We start from the raw sequence: 17,683 nt of genomic DNA, 5'->3' as shown, positions 1-17,683 counted from the left end.
CTATAGTGCTCCCCATTGTCAAGACAGATTTTTCGTTTTTTTAGTTAGGTCCTCCTTTCTTCTAATTAGTAAATTTTAACATTTATGCATTCTATTAGAGGATGTCAAGGGCGAGCGTAAGCGAGTTCATCTTGACCCTTGACATCCAATAAATATACATCCTTTTGTTTCCCGGGCTGTTCTTACAGACCGGCTACCTTCCGGCGAGGACGGGGTCTGGGGCAGAGCCCCGGATTTTATACGACTTCCTGAAGTTGTTTATAATTCCCGAAGTAATACTCTGCCGGTGTTTTATAATCCAAAGACTGGTGTGGTCTCCAGTTGTTATAATACTCTATATATTCCCTTGTAATCTGTCTAAGCTGATGTCCTGTTTCACAATCTTCAAGATAAAGCTTTTCCCACTTATAGGAGCGGAAAAAACGCTCTATCCGTTGGTTATCCAATGCTCTTCCTTTTCCATCCATAGATATCCTAATATTGTTACTTTTTAGCAGCTTTATGTAGTCATCATTACTAAACTGTGATCCTTGATCACTGTTCATTATTTCAGGCTTGCCGTACCGTTTTATCGCCTTTTGAATTGCCTCTATGACAAAACTCCGATCCAATGTGTTTGATAGCTCAAACCCAACTATATAGCGCGAATACCAGTCTATTATGGCTACCATATACATAAAACCGCGTTTCATACGACAGTAGGTCACGTCTATAGACCATACCTGATTTGGATGATCTATATTCAAACCTCTTAGCAAATACGGATACAAATACTTTTCATGTGTACGCTTGCTAAGGTTAGGTCCCGGACAGAAGCCGTGTATCCCCATTTCCCGCATGTAACGCCTGGTTCGCTTGCGATTGATGTGAATGTGATAATCCCGGGTTAAAATATTTGTCATCCTTCGGTAACCGTACTCAGGATGAGATGTATAAATCTCATCGATGATGCGTTTAATCAGGTATTCCTCATCTTTCACTGGAACCGGTTTGTAGTAAAGGCTCGTGCGATTTATCCCCAACAGTTCAGCTTGCCTTGCTATGCTGAGTTTCTTATCGTCTCTGTCAATCATCTTCATGCGGTCTTCACGGGATTTAGAGTCGGCCAGATTTTTTTTTAAGCCAGGCAACTTCATAAGAAAGCTGACCTATTTGCTTAAGCAGTTCGTCCTTCTCCTTTTCATAAGACTGTTTGACCTTCTCCACTTCATCGATTTCCTTGCTGAAAACTCTGCCTGCATTATTTATGAATTCTGTCTTCCAGCGACTAAGCAGATTTGGATGAATTTCATATTCTGCAGCAATCTCGTTCAGCGTTTTTTCTTCCCTTAAGACCTCGATTACTATTTTTGCTTTTTCTTCAGGTGTAAAATGTCTTCTCTTTTCCATAGTTCCATTCTAACTAATTCTGGTTGTTTTGTCTGTCTTAATTTCTGGTATCATTATAGGCGGCGGATACGCCGTCAGAAATGATATGATGAATATCAACCAAGAGATAATGGAGGCTGTCGTTTTCAGCACTGTTTATCTTTACGAGCTTTACTCGGAACAGCGGCAGGCGTGAAAGGTCGTAGGGCCTGACAAAATCTTTAATGATAGATTCAATCTCTTCCTCATCCACTGCCTCTGCATGTTCCATTGCAAAATCAGCAGCTTTGTGAATTATCTGAACAGGCTCATCGCCAACCATTTCAAATGTGGTTCTTAGTGACTCATGCCTTTGTATTAGTTTTTCGAATACTTGGGTCAACCTGGATTCATCAAGGTCTCCCTCAATTTTAAGCGCCAATGTCGTGTTATATGCAGTGCTCTCCTTGTCAAGCTGGTTAAGTACAAACATTCTCCTTTGAGCCGCGGACAAAGGATAATATTCCTTTTCTTCAACAGGCGTTATTGGGCTGAATAAAATCTGTTTCTCTTCCTGTGCCTTGAGCAAAGAAATTAGCTCATCTTTTCTTGCAGCGATCTTTTTCAGAATATCGCTTGTCACGACACCCTTAGGCGCTTTATAGCGCAGAGAACCGTTATCCAGCCACAGCTTTATATGAAGGTTTAAAAGATTTTTATAAAAGTCCTCAACCGGCTCAATGCCGCTGATTTTTATTTCCTCATTTGACATGACGGAGCCTCCCACTAATAGCTGAAATAAAGGTTTATCAGAAGCTATCGACCAGTCCCCTTATCCCTGTCTCATCAATAATTTCTTCGAATCTTTCACGCTGTTCGTCATCAGGAACCTTTTTTGTAGCAAAAATAGTTTTGAGAAGCGTCAGAGCCTCTTTTATCTGGCTCGTTGTCGGCTCTTCATTCGCCTTAACAAGCCCTTCTTTCATAGATACCAACTTGCGGTAGTTCTCTACAACGCCTCTGTCGTACTCTTCGTTATTAAAGTTCCGGTTCTTAGTGCAAACGGCCATGGCTATACACTTTGTCAGAACCTTCATGCCATCTGCGTACGGCTTTTCTGCTTTTTCCGAGAACGCTGATTTTACAGCTTCCATGTCAGTTTCGGGATCATATGAAAGCGTTTTCATATCTGGTACACAGTCTTTCATCAGGTTTTTAAGTACAGTTTTGGGGCCCATTTCTATTGCCAGGTCAACACCATTCTTATTGAGATATACCATTGACTCCAGCCATCTGACAGGGCTAATAATTTGCTTTGTCAAAAGTGACGGGATCTCATCCTTATTCGCATAAGGAGCGGCGGTGACATTAGATATTACTGGCCACTTAAAATCAGAAAAACTGTATCCCTTTAGCACTTCACAGAACTTGTCCGCTGCCGGCTGCATAAGAGGGCTGTGGAAAGGGGCACTTACCCTTAATGGGATTACCGTTGCACCTTTCTTTCGCAACTCTTCGCCTGCCTTCTTTACAGCCTCCGCATAGCCGGAAATCACTATCTGCCTCTTTGAATTCAAATTAGATGCCACAACCAGTTGATCGCTTTCCGTAATAGATTTGCATACCTCTTCTATCTCAGCCTGCTGTAGGCCGTTGACAGCAGCCATCCCACCTGTGCCGAGAGGAACTGCCTCTTGCATAAGCTTACCACGCTGTCTTACAAGGCTTACCGCATCACTGAATCCTATTGCGCCTGCGCAGCACAAAGCCGAAATCTCCCCAAGACTGTGTCCCGCTGCATACGAGGGATTAACCCCGATTTCCTTCATAAATACCCTAAATGCAGCTACACTTGCAGTCAAAATCGCAGGTTGAGTATTCTCTGTCTTGGTGAGTTCTCTTATATCTCCCTCAAAACATAACTTTTTTAAATCAAAACCTAAGACTTCACTGGCCTCGTCAAATGTGTTTGAAGCCTCGGGAAACGTTTCACATAATTTTTTGCTCATTCCGATATACTGGGCGCCCTGACCAGGAAATAAAAACGCGACCTTTTTCATATTTATGACCTCTTTTACAAACAAAGTAGTATTGAAGTACAAGCTTTAGATACTGCCTTCTTCAAAATCCTGAGAAGTATCCTCATCCTCGCTCTCGCTGCCAAAAATAGCGCTGAGTTTAGCAACTGTTGTATTCTCGAACAGCCTTTCGAGTGAAATATCCTGCTTAAACACCTTTCTGAGTCTTGCGATAAAAGCAACAGCTAACAATGAGTGACCGCCGAGCTCAAAGAAGTCGTCATTCACGCCTATTTTGTCATAGCCTAAGATATCCTCGCAGATCTCAGCTATTTTTCTTTCCGTATCGTTTCTCGGAGCAACATAAGGCGTTTCGAGTTCCGGACGCGGCCTTTTATCTAAAGCGGCGCCGCCTTCATCCTCGTCATTTTGCTTGCCCGGCTCTATCCAATAACGCTGTCTTTCAAATGGATATGTCGGCAGCGGAATTCTGTGCCGTCTCTCGTTTTTATACAGCTTATACCAGTTTACCCGGCCGCCATAGAGCCAGTATCTACCGATGTTTTCGATGAAAAACTTATAATCTTCGTCGCCCATGAAGCTGCCCGGCATTAATGCGATAACTCTCCCGTCTCTATTCGCTTCGGAAAGGTCATCTGTTTTAATATTGGCGACTATATCGGGGCCAATTTCAATAGGTACAAGGTTTTGGTCTTTAAGCATATCCTCAATGCCGGCCTCAAAGGCATTTGAGGTATTCAGCAATTCGGCCCAGTAGTTGGGGTCGAGTGCCTCGGCATCACTTATTCCCTTACCTGTAACGCCAGACACAAACGGGATTGTGGGTTCTTTGAGCGCCACTTGTTCTGCGACATTTTGCATTGAGGCAATATCGTCGGCGGATACAAGTTTCAATGCGTCTTCAAGCGAAAATACCCCTGCTATGCAAGCCGCAACCAATTCTCCAACGCCCTGACCAATCATAATGTCAGGAGTTACCTCTAAGCTCATAAGCAGTTTTGCCAATGCGCATTCTGTGACAAACATGCCTATCCTTGATATTCGCTCGTCCGAAACCTCAGACTTGTTATACATATCGTTGCGAATATCTCTGGAAATCAAGTCCATGAGTATCTCGGCGCACTTATCGACAGTTTTTCTAAAGCCTTTTTCGGTTTCATACAATACATGGCCCATTTCTGGATACCAGCGCTCGTAGTGTGGGAAAACAAACGCTGTTTGCTGCTCTTTCGCCTTTTGGAAATGAGTATAGACTTTGTCGCTTTGCAGGTTTTGCAAGCTCGTTATCAAATCGTTTTTATCCCTGCACACTAAGAACCTCTTATGGGCGAAGTTTCTTCTTCCCACCTGCAGCGTGAACGCTATATCGGCAAGATCCAATTCCTGATGATTCTTTACATATTCGGCAAGATTAGACGTCATCTTCTCAAGAGCCGTCTCGGTTTTTGCAGAGAGAATTATCAACTGCCAGGGTCTCTTAGACTTCTCTGAAGGCTCAATTTGAGGCGCTTCTTCCAATATTACGTGCGTATTCGTGCCGCCGATGCCGAACGAGCTGACACCCGCCCTCAGAGGTGTGCCGTTTGATTCCCATTTAGACAGCCTTGTATTTACATAAAACGGGCTGTTGACAAAATCTATTTTGGGGTTTGGTTCTTCAAAGTTAAGGCTCGGTGGAATCTGCCTGTGCTGCATGGACAGTACGGTCTTGATAAGGCTTGCCAATCCGCCCGCATGGACGAGATGCCCTATATTCGTTTTTACCGAACCGATGGCGCAGTACTGCTTTTTGTCGGTATAGGCTCTGTATGCCTTTGTCAAAGCGGCGATCTCTATCGGGTCGCCCAAATTTGTACCTGTTCCGTGGGCGTCAATATATGTAATGGTCTCAGGGTTTACACCAGACATGGCTATTGCCTCGGCAATACACTGAGATTGGCCGTCAACGCTCGGCGCAGTATAGCTGTTTTTAACAGCGCCATCGTTATTTATGCCTGTACCTCTAATTACAGCGTGGATGTAGTCGCCGTCGGCAATAGCGTCCTCCAGCCTTTTCAAAACAACTATTGCAAGGCCGCTGCCGCTCACTGTACCGTTTGCCTTTGCATCAAATGCGCGGCAATGCCCGTCGGCGGAACCTATGCCGCCCTCCTGATAGAAGAACGCCTCGTTTCTTGTGACCTGAAGGCTGACGCCGCCGGCGATTGCAATATCGCAGCCGTAATTTAATAGGTTTTGGCATGCAAAGTGAACCGCAACCATCGACGATGAGCAAAGGGTATTGACGTTTACGCTGGGCCCCATCAGGTTCATCTTGTGCGATACCTTGGTCGCCAGAAAATCCTGGCCGTTAGCAATCATTATCTTGAACGAACCCAGCTGACGTACCAGCGCGGGATTGGAATAGATGTTTCTTATCATGTAGCTGCTCAGGTTTGCACTGGCGTATACCGCAATTCTGCCGTCGTACAGTTCAGAGGAGTATCCGGCACTCTCGAGCACTTCCCACGCACTTTCGAGAAAAAGGCGGTGCTGCGGGTCCATGATCTCAGCTTCTCTTGCTGAATAGCCGAAGAATCCGGCGTCAAACTTATCCATGTCCTCAAGTATGGCGTCGGCCGGGACATATTGGGGATTGTCAAGCAGGTTTTTATCTATCCCCATCTCGATGAGCTGTTCCCTGCTGAAATTCTGTACTGACTCCACCCCATTGCAAAGATTGTTCCAAAATTCATCGAGATTCTTTGCACCCGGAAAACGCCCCGTCATACCGATTATCGCAATGGCATTTTCCATGTTTTCATTGAGTTCACTCATCTAAATCATTCCTTTTCCTGCGCTGCATTAATTTTCTCTTTTGCCGCAAAATCTCAAGCTGTTTATTCACCCTTTGGTTCACCTTTTCAAAATTAGGCTTTTCATCTTCTTCCGCTGAGTTGCTTAAATGCTTTGCCAACTGCGCTATTGTGGTGTATTTATACAAATCAACTACGGCGATATCTGCTTTGAAGTTTTCTTTGAGCCCTGTGTGCAGTTGTATAAGCAACAGCGAATCGCCGCCCAGCGCAAAGAAATCATCATATATGCCTACCTTTTCTAAACGGAATATATCTTCCCATAAAGCGGTCAGCCGCTTCTCCAAATCATTTCTCGGAGGAATATACTCCGTTTCAAGGTCCGGCCTCGGGTGCTTCTCAGCGGTTTCCTCGTTTTCAGTCTTACCGGTCGGCACATTCTGATCGATATAATTTGCCTGACTGAAAGCAACCGATAATTCCTTTGTAGAAACAATCACCTGTGGCCTGAAGCAGCCTTCTAAGACTTTCTCCAGCGCCTTTATGCCCGCATCAGCGGTTAATCCTTCGTTTAAAAATCCATTCTGATTGGCGATTTCATTCAGGAAATCATAGTTCTGACGCGCTGGGCGCAGGCTATCAGACTTAGCACCGGCTATAGCCTTTTCTACCTTTTTCATTGTAAAACCAGTAATCTGAGCTATCCTTTCACCGGACTCACTGATAAGTTCAACATTGCAGGTAATAGTATCAGATTCAGCTTCAAAGCCTTTTCCAAACTTTATGTAGCTGTAAACTGTTCCCGGCAGCTTGCCGTATAATTTAATGCTGTCATAGGCAAGAGGCAAGAAATTGCCGCCTGTGGCAAGCCTTACAACGCCGGTGGCTGTATCAAGGACTGCCGGATGAAGCTTTATACTATCCAGCTCCGATAAATACTTTTTGTCCAGAGCAACCAAAGCAAGGCCTTCGCCGTTACCCACAGAGAAATTAACGAGCGAGCGCCATCTGCCGCCAAAACTGATAAACGCTTCTGAGACAGTCGGCATTTCAGGCGACGGGAAGATGCTCTTTTCAGAACATCTTTCTTTTAGCCTTTCCAAATCGTAATGTTTACTATCCGCATCGTTATTCGCTGCAATCCTTCCTCTTGCGTGCTCTTGAAATACCGTTTTGCCGCTACCGTCGGCTGTCTCGCTCACAACATTGAACTCGTAATAGTCGCCGGCTTTTTTTAGTATCGTAAAGACTTTCCGCTGTTCCCCGAATCTAACGGCCATCGGGTTCAAAAACACAACATTGGATATCTCCGCTTTGGTACCGCCCGTGATATCTTCAAACGCGGCTCTTGCCATCTCAAGATATACAGTTCCGGCGACTGTCGGTATATCCATTATCTTATGCTCTGAAAGCACCCAGTCCTTTTCAGGGCTTAATGTGTTGGAGTAGATTATTCGTTCAGAGTTGTCCGATATACAACTTCCCAGAATTACGTTTACTGCAGCTTCCGATAGATACGCACCTGTAGACGCCATACCTACACCTGGCCAGCGGTCCCAATCGATGGAAATGACCCTTGTACCGTTGTTTTTGTTATGCGATATCGCAAACGCGTCAAGGAAAGCATTTGCGCCGCTGTAGTCAGCCTGCCCGAATCCGCCGGTAATTGCGTTCAGCGATGATGACAAGAGGATAAAGTCAAGTCCGCAGTCCTTGAACGCGCTATATACCGCCAAAGTGCCTTGAATTTTCGGCGCAAAGACGTTTTCAGCGCTTTCTTTTGTTTTGAACTGTATCATGCCGCCGCCCGGTATACCTGCAGCGTGAATTATGCCATTAATTGTGCCGAATCTTTCTTCCACGGTTTCGCGCAGATTTTTCATCTGATTATAGTCAGTTACATCTGCCTTGCACACAAATACTTCGGCACCAAGTTCACGTAATTCCTTAAGTTGCAATATTTTTTGAGACGTTTTGTCCCGTTTGCCATGCTCAGCGATCCAATGATCCCAACTGCTTTCATCAGGAAATTGGGAGCGTCCGACAAGAACTAACTTTGCTGCGGCTTTCTTTGCAAGATATTTTGCAATTGCCAGCCCTATGCCCCCAAGCCCACCGGTGATTACATAAACGCCGTTCTGTCTTATTTTCACCGCTGGGTTACTTGCCGCGCTCAGCTTAATGTGCTCATAATCAAGCTTCCAGCACTGCTCCCCTCTTATCGCTGTAAGGACGCTGCCACTTTCGGAAAACACAGTATCTATAAGCCGATCGGCCGAATCCGCATCATAAACACTGTTTTCCTGCATACTTACATCTATACTTCCGCAGCTAATATTGGGATATTCCTTCGGGATAACCCTGCATGCTCCGAGATGTATTGCCTTTTCTGGATAATACGTTTTCTCGCCGAATATACGCTGCGAATTGTCTGTTACAGCGATTATCCGCACAGAGGGTTTGGTCGAAAGTTTTCCTATAGCTTTAGCCAAATACAGCATGCTGTAAAAAAGCTTTTTGGCATGAGTAACTGACTGTTCCGATTCCGGTAAAAATTCTTCTTCTGTAACCCCTAAAAGATTGATAATCCTGAGAGCCTTGCCAGTTTGGGTAACTTCCGAGATCAATTTTTCATAATGGTCCGGATCATCAATATCAATCACATAGACGCCGTCAACAGCACTGAAGTCGCGCCCTGCAATCGCCGTTACAAAAGCAATACCGCGGTTTGCCATCCGTTCAGTCAACGCGTCTGAAAAAGCACTGCTGTTTTTCAGTACAAGCACCGTTTCATTAGAGTTTATGTGCTCAATGTCGGCAAAGCCAATTTCTTCGGAAGATTGTTTCCAAATCGGCGTGTAGAACCAGTCAGCGATATCCGCCGCCTTTGCAAAATTTTTATCAGTATTTTGATTCTGCAAAGGTCCGTTCTTCTTAAACCAATAGGATTGAGCTTTGAACGGATATGTCGGCAGGGGCAGGCGTCTTCTCCGTTTGCCTTTATAAAGCCTTTCCCAGTCTATCTCGGCATTCTGCAGCCATTTAAAGCCGATTTCCTCCAAAGCAAGATTCTCTAATTCCTTATCTTCAATCCTCTTTTTGGGCTGCAGTTTGATACCGACATTGTCATGGAAACGCGTTTCAGGATTATTGATAGTCTCATATGCTTTAAGCGCGTCTTCAACGGAATTGCAGACAAGAAATCTTCTGCAATCAAACTCTCTTCTGCCGACCTGAAGCGTATACGCCGCATCGTGTATATTTATATTTTTGTTTTGTTTTAAATAAGTGAAGAATTTATTGGTTACCGCATCGAGGGCTTCTTTATCCTTTGCAGAAAATACAAGAATACACGGCTCATTAGTATCCTCATGCTGTTCAATTGCCGGAGCCTCTTCCAAAATCACATGGGCGTTTGTTCCGCCGATTCCAAATGAGCTGACACCCGCTCTCAGTGGGCCATTTGTATTCTTCCATTCCTTTAGCGTTGTATTGACATAGAACGGGCTGCTTTCAAACTTGCATTTCGGGTTAGGGCTCTCAAAGTTGAGGCTCGGCGGCAGCATTTTATTGCGGATACACAAAACCGTCTTAATCAGCCCCGCAATGCCGGCGGCTGCGTCGAGGTGCCCGATATTCGTTTTTACCGAACCAATGGCGCAATAACCTTTTTTATCTGTTTTGTCCCTGAAAACCTTCGTCAGTGCCTCAATCTCAATCGGGTCCCCGAGGGGAGTTCCTGTTCCGTGCGCTTCAATATACGTTATGGTTTCAGGGTTTACCTGTGCCTTTGCCTGTGCCGCGGCTATAGCTTTAGCCTGACCGTCAATAGCAGGCGCAGTGTACCCGATCTTGTGCGATCCGTCGTTGTTTATTGCCGAACCCTTTATTACAGCGCTTATGTTATCTCCGTCTCTTATGGCATCCTTAAGGCGCTTTAATACAACAACTCCGGCTCCATTACCGCTTACCGTACCGCTCGCCTTACTGTCAAATGCGCGGCAATGCCCGTCTGGGGACAATATCATGCCTTCTTCATATAAGTACCCGGCTTTCTGCGGTATCCTTACACAAACGCCGCCCGCAAGCGCCATATCACATTCACCATTGATAAGCGCGAGACATGCCAGATGTACCGCAACAAGAGAAGAAGAGCACGCGGTCTGGACGGTAATCGCCGGCCCTTCAAGCGCCAGTTTATAGGCAACACGGGTTGCGAGAAAATCCTTGTCGTTGCTCGTCATTATCTGATAGTTGGCGGCAAGCCCTTCTGAGGCATAGGACTCTTTGAGGGCCTGAGCATATGTGTTCATTCCGATACTGCCGTATACCCCAATCAGGCCGCAAAATTTTTCGGCATCATATCCTGCGTTCTCAAGAGCTTTCCACGCTTCTTCGAGGAAAATCCTCTGCTGCGGGTCAAGCAGTTCCGCCTCCCTGGCGTTATAACCAAAGAACGACGCGTCAAACTTGTCGATGTCTTCAATCGAACCGCCTGCTTTGACGTATCCGGGCTTATTGAGCATATCCGGACTTACGCCTTCAGCTAACATCTCTTCATCGGTAAAGCGCGATATTGATTCCTTTCCAGCGCAAAGATTTTCCCAGAATTCATCAATATTCTTTGCGCCGGGGAACCTGCCGCTCATACCTATAACAGCAATACTGTTGTCCTCATCCTTCTTCGCACGCGTTTTAATGCAAACATTATCAGATTCCGATTTTTCGCCGCCCTCAATAAATTCTGACAGCGTATGTATTGTCGGATATCTGAAAAGGTCCATCATTGATATATCTTTGTTGAACGCTTTCACAAGCCTGCTTCGCACCTGCGCCAAAAGCAGTGAATGGCCGCCGACGTCAAAGAAATTCTGATTTACGCCGATATTATCGGTTTTTAAAACATCGCGCCAGATTGAAGCGATAATTTTCTCTGTTTCCCCCAGATTGGAATCATCAGGCCTGCTACTTGAATCAATTTTTGGAATAGGCAGGGCCTTTCGGTCTATTTTTCCGTTTGCCGTCATCGGGAAACTGCTCAAAAGGACATAAGCAGACGGAACCATATAACTGGGAAGTTTATTACTGAGAAAATCCCGTAGATATTCCGGAGACAGATGATGGTCGTCATCTGAAACGGCAGGGATAATGTACGCTACCAGAGATTTTTCCCCAGAGATAATCTCCTTATCTGCGACAATGCAGTCTTTCACCTGTGGCAGTTGCTTGAGCAACGACTCTATCTCGCCGAGTTCTATCCTATAGCCCCTAATTTTTACCTGATTGTCAATCCTGCCAAGGCAAATCAGCTTGCCGTCAGGCGTGCATTTTGCCAAATCACCGGTTTTATAAAGCCTTCCACCGGCTTTGCCGCGGATAAATCTCTCGCTCGTCTGTTGCGGGAGGTTCATATACCCGCGGGCTGTGCCTTCCCCTCCGATGAACAGCTCCCCGGGCACACCAACAGGGACACGATTCAACGACTTGTCGAGTATATAAACCTGAGTGTTTGCGATGGGCCTGCCGATTGAAATAATCCCATCGCCTTTCTCTATGTGTCCAATAGTTGACCAGACGGTCGTTTCCGTCGGGCCATATACGTTATAAAGCGACTCACAGCGCTCCAAAATATTTTCTGCAAGCTCGTTCGGGAGTGACTCACCGCCGCATAACGCCTTAAGTCCTGCAGTTCCTTCCCATCCCGATTCCAAAAGCAGCCTCCAGGTCGCGGGTGTAGCCTGCATTATAGTGATACCTTTCGAGTTCAGCAGATGAGACAGCTTCTCACCGTCAATGGTCTCTTCTCTTGACGCGATTACGGTTCTTGCGCCGCATATCAGCGGAAGATACAGTTCAAGCGCTGCAATATCAAATGATACTGTTGTCACTGCCAAAAGGGCGTCTTTATTTCCGATACCTGTATGTTCGGCCATGGATTTCAAGAAATTGTCGAGCGAATGGCGCTCAATCTGAACGCCCTTAGGTTTGCCGGTCGAACCGGAAGTATAGATAACATAGGCGAGATTATTGCCTGACACTGAGATTTTCGGCGCAGCGGCGCTCAGCTGTGAAATGTTGTTCCATTCCTGATCAAAATCGATAATGCGGGCACCGATATCAGGCAGACTATCATATAGCTGTTGTTCGGACAGTATCAGTTTGACATCAGCGTCTTCGAGCATTAATTTAATCCGTTCTTTTGGGTAAATCGGGTCTAACGGCAGATATGCCGCACCGGATTTGAGAATACCCAAAAGACCGACAAGCATTCTTACCGAACGCTCCATATAAATTGCAATAATGGTTTCGGGAGCAGCTCCGAGCGATATAAGATAATTTGCGAGCTTATTTGATATTTCATCCAGCTCACGATAGGTTAACTTCTCGTTTCCGCTCTCTGCGGCAATTGCATCAGGTGATATTTTAGCCTGTCTTTCGAAAAGTTCTATAAAGCTTGCGCTGTCAAATGTTCTTTCCGTATCGTTTAGTTTAGATAATATTTCCTTATCTTCATCAGTCAGAATCTCAATCTTATTAATGCGTTCCTGCGGGTTTCTAATGACTTCCTCGAGCAAATGATTATAATGTCCAGCAAAGCGAATAATAGTGTCGTCATTGAACAGATCGGTATTATACTCGTAATCGAGAATGAGCCCGTCGCCCGTCACGTGAACGTCAACAGACAAGTCAAACCTTGAATATCCGCCGTCAATATCCATATAAGATACATAGATATCTGAAAAGACCTTATTCGGCATAGGTGTGTTCTGCATTCCAAAAAGGAATTGGAATACAGGGTTCCTGCTCATGTTGCGCTCAACGTGCAGCTCTTCCACAAGTTTTTCGAACGGAACATCCTGATTCGAATATGCTTCAAGCGTCTCTTTCTTTACAATCTTCAATAGGGACTGAAAATCAATGTCTTCCGTAAAAACAGTCCGCAGAACAATATTATTTGTAAAAAATCCGATCAGCCCTTCGATATCTTTGCGGCTTCGGTTGGCAATCGGCGAACCCAGAATAATGTCTGTTTGTCCAGTATATTTATAAAGCAATACATTGAAAGCCGCAAAAAGCACCATGAACAGAGTCGCATTCTCATTCTCTGCATAGGCCTTAAGCTTTTTCAGCAGTTTTTCCGGCACAGCAACTTGTATTTTTCGTCCGTTGTATGTCTGCACTGCCGGCCTTGGCTTGTCTGTCGGGAAATTCAAAATCGGCAGATTGCCGCTGAGGCGCTTTTTCCAATACTTTATCTGATCATCGAGAGCGCCCTCTTGCTCCAACTTTTTTTGCCATAGGGCATAATCTGCATATTGTATTTCCAGCTCCGGAAGTTCTTTCTTAGTACCATGTATTAGCTTGTCGTAATAAAAGCCGAGTTCTTTCAAGAAAATGCCGAATGACCAGCCGTCAAAAACAATGTGATGCACAGCAAGAAGAAGAATATGCTCATCTTTATCCATGCAAAGCAATTTGCCTCTAAACAGCGGCGCTTCTTCAAGATTAAATGGCTTTGAAGCAACCTCTTTTGCTATTAATGAAGCTTTTTCCCATCTCTCGCTTTCAGGGATATTGCGCAAGTCGATGTTTTCAAGGGTTATTGTTGCATCAGGGTTAAAGATCTGAACTGGGCGTCCATTGTCCTCAGAAAAAGACATCTGGAGAATCTCATGCCTGTTCATTACTAAATTAAGGCTCTCGTTCAAGGCGGCTTTATTGAGTTTGCCTTTGAGGATTATCCCTTTATACAAGTTATATTGAGGGCTGTTTTTGTCCAGTTTGTCAAGGAACCAGAGTCTTTGCTGGGCAAAAGACAGTTCTGCCCTGTCGCCCGCTGCCCTTTTGATTTTGTCTTCTTTAAGCCTGTTGTCCTTGTATTCTTCGATAATCCGAGACATGTTCTCAATATCCGGATTTTCAAAGAGCAGCGATTGGTCGAGCGAAATTCCAAAAGTGTCTTTAATTCTTGAAACAAGCTGTGTAATCTTTAGTGAATCCCCGCCTAAACTGAAGAAGTTGTCACTGATACCAATTCTTTTTACATTTAATATTTCACGCCATATATCAATAAGCTTTTTCTGAGTTTCATTCTCCGGCGGCACAATTTCTCGGTTCTCAAATTCATTTTCTGACAGCTCTTGCAACTGTCGTCTTATTAAATCGTATTCGCCTTTGGCATAGCCCTCGCCCAATTTGAAGCGCTGGACTTTTCCGCTCGAAGTCTTTGGCAGTTCATTGACCGGTATTACTTCAGAGACTTCAATACCCAGTTTCTCGTTGATGACTTGCTTTACTTCTTCCGATATTGATACAAAATTTTCTATATTTCCCTTGTAACGGATAAAAAGAATCAGGTCGTCGCTGCCATGCTCTTTATTAAAGACACCAACAGCAGCAACTGTTCCAGTTTCAACCCCTTCAGCGCTTTCCGCAATGCGCTCAATATCCTGAGAATAGTAGTTCTGACCCGAGACAAGAATAACGTCTTTTGCGCGACCCGTGATTGTAAGGCGTTTATTCCTCAAAAAGCCCAGATCGCCAGTGTTAAACCATCCGTCCTTCGTTATCGCCTTTTCCGTAGCCTCTTTGTTATTGTAGTATCCGGTTGTAACATTTCCGCCGCGGATTTGGATATATCCTATCTTATTTTCCCCGATCTCGTTATTTTCCTCGTCGCAAATGCGAACATAGCAGTCGTAGATAGGATAACCTACGTCCATAAAGACAACCGCATTTCTGTCTTCTTTATATGTATCCTTAACGGTTTGTCCGATATTTAAATGATTTCTGTCCAATACATGGAACATAAATTCTTCCCCGGGATTCGGGAAAGCAACTGCAATTGTCCCCTCGGCAAGGCCGTAAGCCGGGTGCATAGCACTCCGTTTAAGCCCATATACCGCCATCTTATCCAAAAATTCATTGCACAGCCCCATTGATATAGGTTCCGCGCCGTTATATATCAGCCTAATGCTGGACAAATCCCAGTCTTTTTTATCTTCCGCTTTGTAGGATTCCAAAAAATGCTTGAACCCAAAGTTGGGTGAATATAGCAATGTAGCCCTATGCTCGCTTGCCTTTTCCAGCCAAAGCGTAGGGTTTTCGATAAAAAGCTTGGTAGGCATATTATATTGGTTAATATCAACTATTACATCCTTGATGTGTACCCCGATAAGCCCCATATCATGAGTCAGCGGCACCCAGTTTAAACTTACATCGTTTGTATCAATTTTTGACCAGCGCATTATAGCAGAGATATTTGTTAAAACATTGCCATGAGTTATAATGACGCCTTTCGGGTCACCCGTCGAACCGGACGAGAACTGAATAAACGCCATATCGTCGCGTTGTGGATAATATATCTCACCGGTATCTTCGCCCAGAATGACATTATCTATAAAAATGACCCTCTTGAGTATCTCATTCATCTGCTCATTAAGGCCATTTTTATCCGCAAAGGATTTTAATTTTTTCACCAGATCCTGTGAAGTGATCATTCTGGGGTTGCCGATTATCTTCCATATCTTGAAGAGCTTCGATTTTTGCTCATCATTATTGCCAATAGCCATGGGTACAGGAATCATACCGCCGAGAATACATGCCCAGAATGAATTTATAAAACTTCTGTTGTCATCGATCTGGAATATAACTTTATCGCCCGGCCTGAAGCCATACTTCTGCAGACTGCCAAGAAGCTTTAAAGCTTTATAATATAAATCCTTATAGGAAACAAATTCTTCTTTATTACTATCGAGGATAAATGTTATGTCCCTTTGCTCCTCATTCTTTCTCGCAACCAATAATTCTGTAAGTGTTTTAAAATCCTGCATGTCATTCACCCTGCCTGTATTTGCGGTCAGGTCGATAAACAACCGCATATATCGTGCTTAATTTTTAAATATTGGCACTTACTTTATCTTCCACATAGCAAACGATATCTCCGACGGTTTTAAATCTCTTGATGTCCAGATCTTCATCCTTAAATTCAATGTCAAACTCCGTCTCCAGTGCGACCGCAATTTTTACAAATAGCAATGAGTTTATACCCAGATCTGTCAAGTTATCATCAAGCGATATCTCCGCACTTGAGCCATCTGGAAGCTGGCTGCGCAATATTTCCTTAACCTTTTCAAATACCTTATTGTCCATTACTTCTCCCCCACCTTCTACTTGACTGTCAGTTATTCTCGAAAACCGGGACTTTTACAAAAATAGGAGTATCCGGATTCCTTTCTGAGGTTTTTGGCCGGAAATAGACTTCTAATGACATGGTTTTCGGCTGAAACAATACCATTTGAGTTGTTTCTCTGTTGTATATATCCCCGCTCTCGATTGCAGCGCCGGGAGAACCATTGTCATATGTAATGACACTCTTCAATTCCTCAGGCGTTACCTTGTCGCCACCAGCCAGTAGCTGTTTCTTCATATTCTCCCATCTTTTGGTGTTATGCTGTTCATGCGTATGGTTATCATAATTCCCATAAAGTAAGAATGAATTAACGCTGCCTATTGCATCACTTATCCCCCAGGTCACGCCGTCGTTAAGGCGGGAATCAGCAGTTCTGATTGCGCGCTTAACCCTGCTGCCATGCGGTCCAAAACCGCTGATGTTGTTTTCAAGGATTATGCTTTTATCTGGGTCAGATAGGGCAATTATATGGTTATTTGCGTAATATTTCTTAGAATCCTTCATATAATCCGCAATCTCTTCAATTGTGTCATAAGTTTCAAGTGCTGTCCTTAGATCCAACGGAAACGACCTTTTGCCCTGGGAATTATAAGCTTCACCTGTTGGAGCGAGTAATATCGCCGCAAAATTCTTGCTGTCGTTTATACCTGTTAAAATCCCCATATATCCAAGATAGCCAATCGAGCAAATCTTCTTTTGGGGATAGATAAAAGTTATAACCGCCTGAATCTGCGATATCTGATTATATTGCCCGCCAAACCATTCAAGGTTACGCCCCGCGATCGTGCTGCCAGTAGCCGACCGCGAACCATAAACCGAAACAAAACTGCACTGTGTGCCCTGACCGATATCAGCTATTAAATTATAAAGGTACAGCTCATCCTTTGAAATCTTGTTGTCATTTCGCTGATTCTTGTAGTCCTTTGACAATACGGACGCCATTCCTTCTATCTCGTCCATATATCTTTTATCAATCTGTGTCACCAGACCATCCTTGTTGTACATGTTATTGCGGTACTCGATATCGTTATTTATCTCTGAAATATATGAATCGACAAGGGACTCAAAGTTAGGGACAACCTTTAATATTCCCCTTGCATAGGCTGCTCCCATTTCTCTATTAGTAAGCCCGCTTGTATAATCCAAAACTACATTAAAGTAATTGCCCTTATTTGTTATAGTCACACCTTTTTCGTGGTAGCTGCTTTGCCCCTCGACTACTGTTACAGTTCGACCAGCGCACCCGAACAAAAGCACTTGGCAAAGTATAAGAGCCGCCGCAATTAGCTTTTTTGTCACAAATAAGCACC

At 44.4% G+C, this 17,683-nt stretch carries 7 protein-coding genes; all 7 read right to left on the bottom strand.

Features of this window, described 5'->3' with window-relative positions:
• Nucleotides 1-236: 236 nt before the first annotated feature.
• Nucleotides 237-1,389, bottom strand: a protein-coding gene (locus tag V6C21_RS03545; RefSeq protein ID WP_479268348.1) for an IS3 family transposase whose coding sequence is annotated in 2 segments (ribosomal slippage) — nucleotides 237-1,119 and nucleotides 1,118-1,389 — 1,155 coding nt in all. Because the reading frame shifts where the segments join, the coding sequence is not laid out codon by codon here.
• 37 nt (nucleotides 1,390-1,426) lie between these two features.
• Nucleotides 1,427-2,119: a condensation domain-containing protein gene (locus V6C21_RS03540; RefSeq protein ID WP_479268347.1), complete on the bottom strand. Its 693-nt coding sequence runs from the start codon at nucleotides 2,117-2,119 to the stop codon at nucleotides 1,427-1,429.
• Between the two features lie 37 nt (nucleotides 2,120-2,156).
• Complete coding sequence (fabD, locus tag V6C21_RS03535) at nucleotides 2,157-3,407, bottom strand: ACP S-malonyltransferase (protein ID WP_479268346.1); 1,251 nt, start codon at nucleotides 3,405-3,407, stop codon at nucleotides 2,157-2,159.
• A gap of 45 nt (nucleotides 3,408-3,452) precedes the next feature.
• Entirely contained in the window at nucleotides 3,453-6,203 is a 2,751-nt protein-coding gene (locus V6C21_RS03530) for a type I polyketide synthase (protein ID WP_479268345.1), read from the bottom strand.
• Nucleotides 6,196-16,014, bottom strand: a complete 9,819-nt coding sequence (locus V6C21_RS03525) for an amino acid adenylation domain-containing protein (RefSeq protein ID WP_479268344.1) — start codon at nucleotides 16,012-16,014, stop codon at nucleotides 6,196-6,198. The genes V6C21_RS03530 and V6C21_RS03525 overlap by 8 nt, the downstream gene beginning before the upstream one ends.
• A gap of 64 nt (nucleotides 16,015-16,078) precedes the next feature.
• The gene (locus V6C21_RS03520) at nucleotides 16,079-16,333 is read right to left on the bottom strand and encodes an acyl carrier protein (protein WP_034838440.1); all 255 of its coding nucleotides are present in this window, start codon (nucleotides 16,331-16,333) and stop codon (nucleotides 16,079-16,081) included.
• A 28-nt stretch (nucleotides 16,334-16,361) separates the two neighbouring features.
• Nucleotides 16,362-17,672 (bottom strand): C45 family autoproteolytic acyltransferase/hydolase, encoded by a 1,311-nt coding sequence (locus V6C21_RS03515; RefSeq protein ID WP_479268343.1) that lies wholly within the window; start codon nucleotides 17,670-17,672, stop codon nucleotides 16,362-16,364.
• Between the last annotated feature and the right edge of the window lie 11 nt (nucleotides 17,673-17,683).

The organism is [Clostridium] cellulosi (assembly GCF_036762875.1).
Classification (GTDB): Bacteria; Bacillota; Clostridia; order Oscillospirales; family Ethanoligenentaceae; genus Ruminiclostridium_D; species Ruminiclostridium_D cellulosi.
Note: the sequence above shows the minus strand (reverse complement) of the source record. Positions and strands in the feature narration are given on the sequence as shown.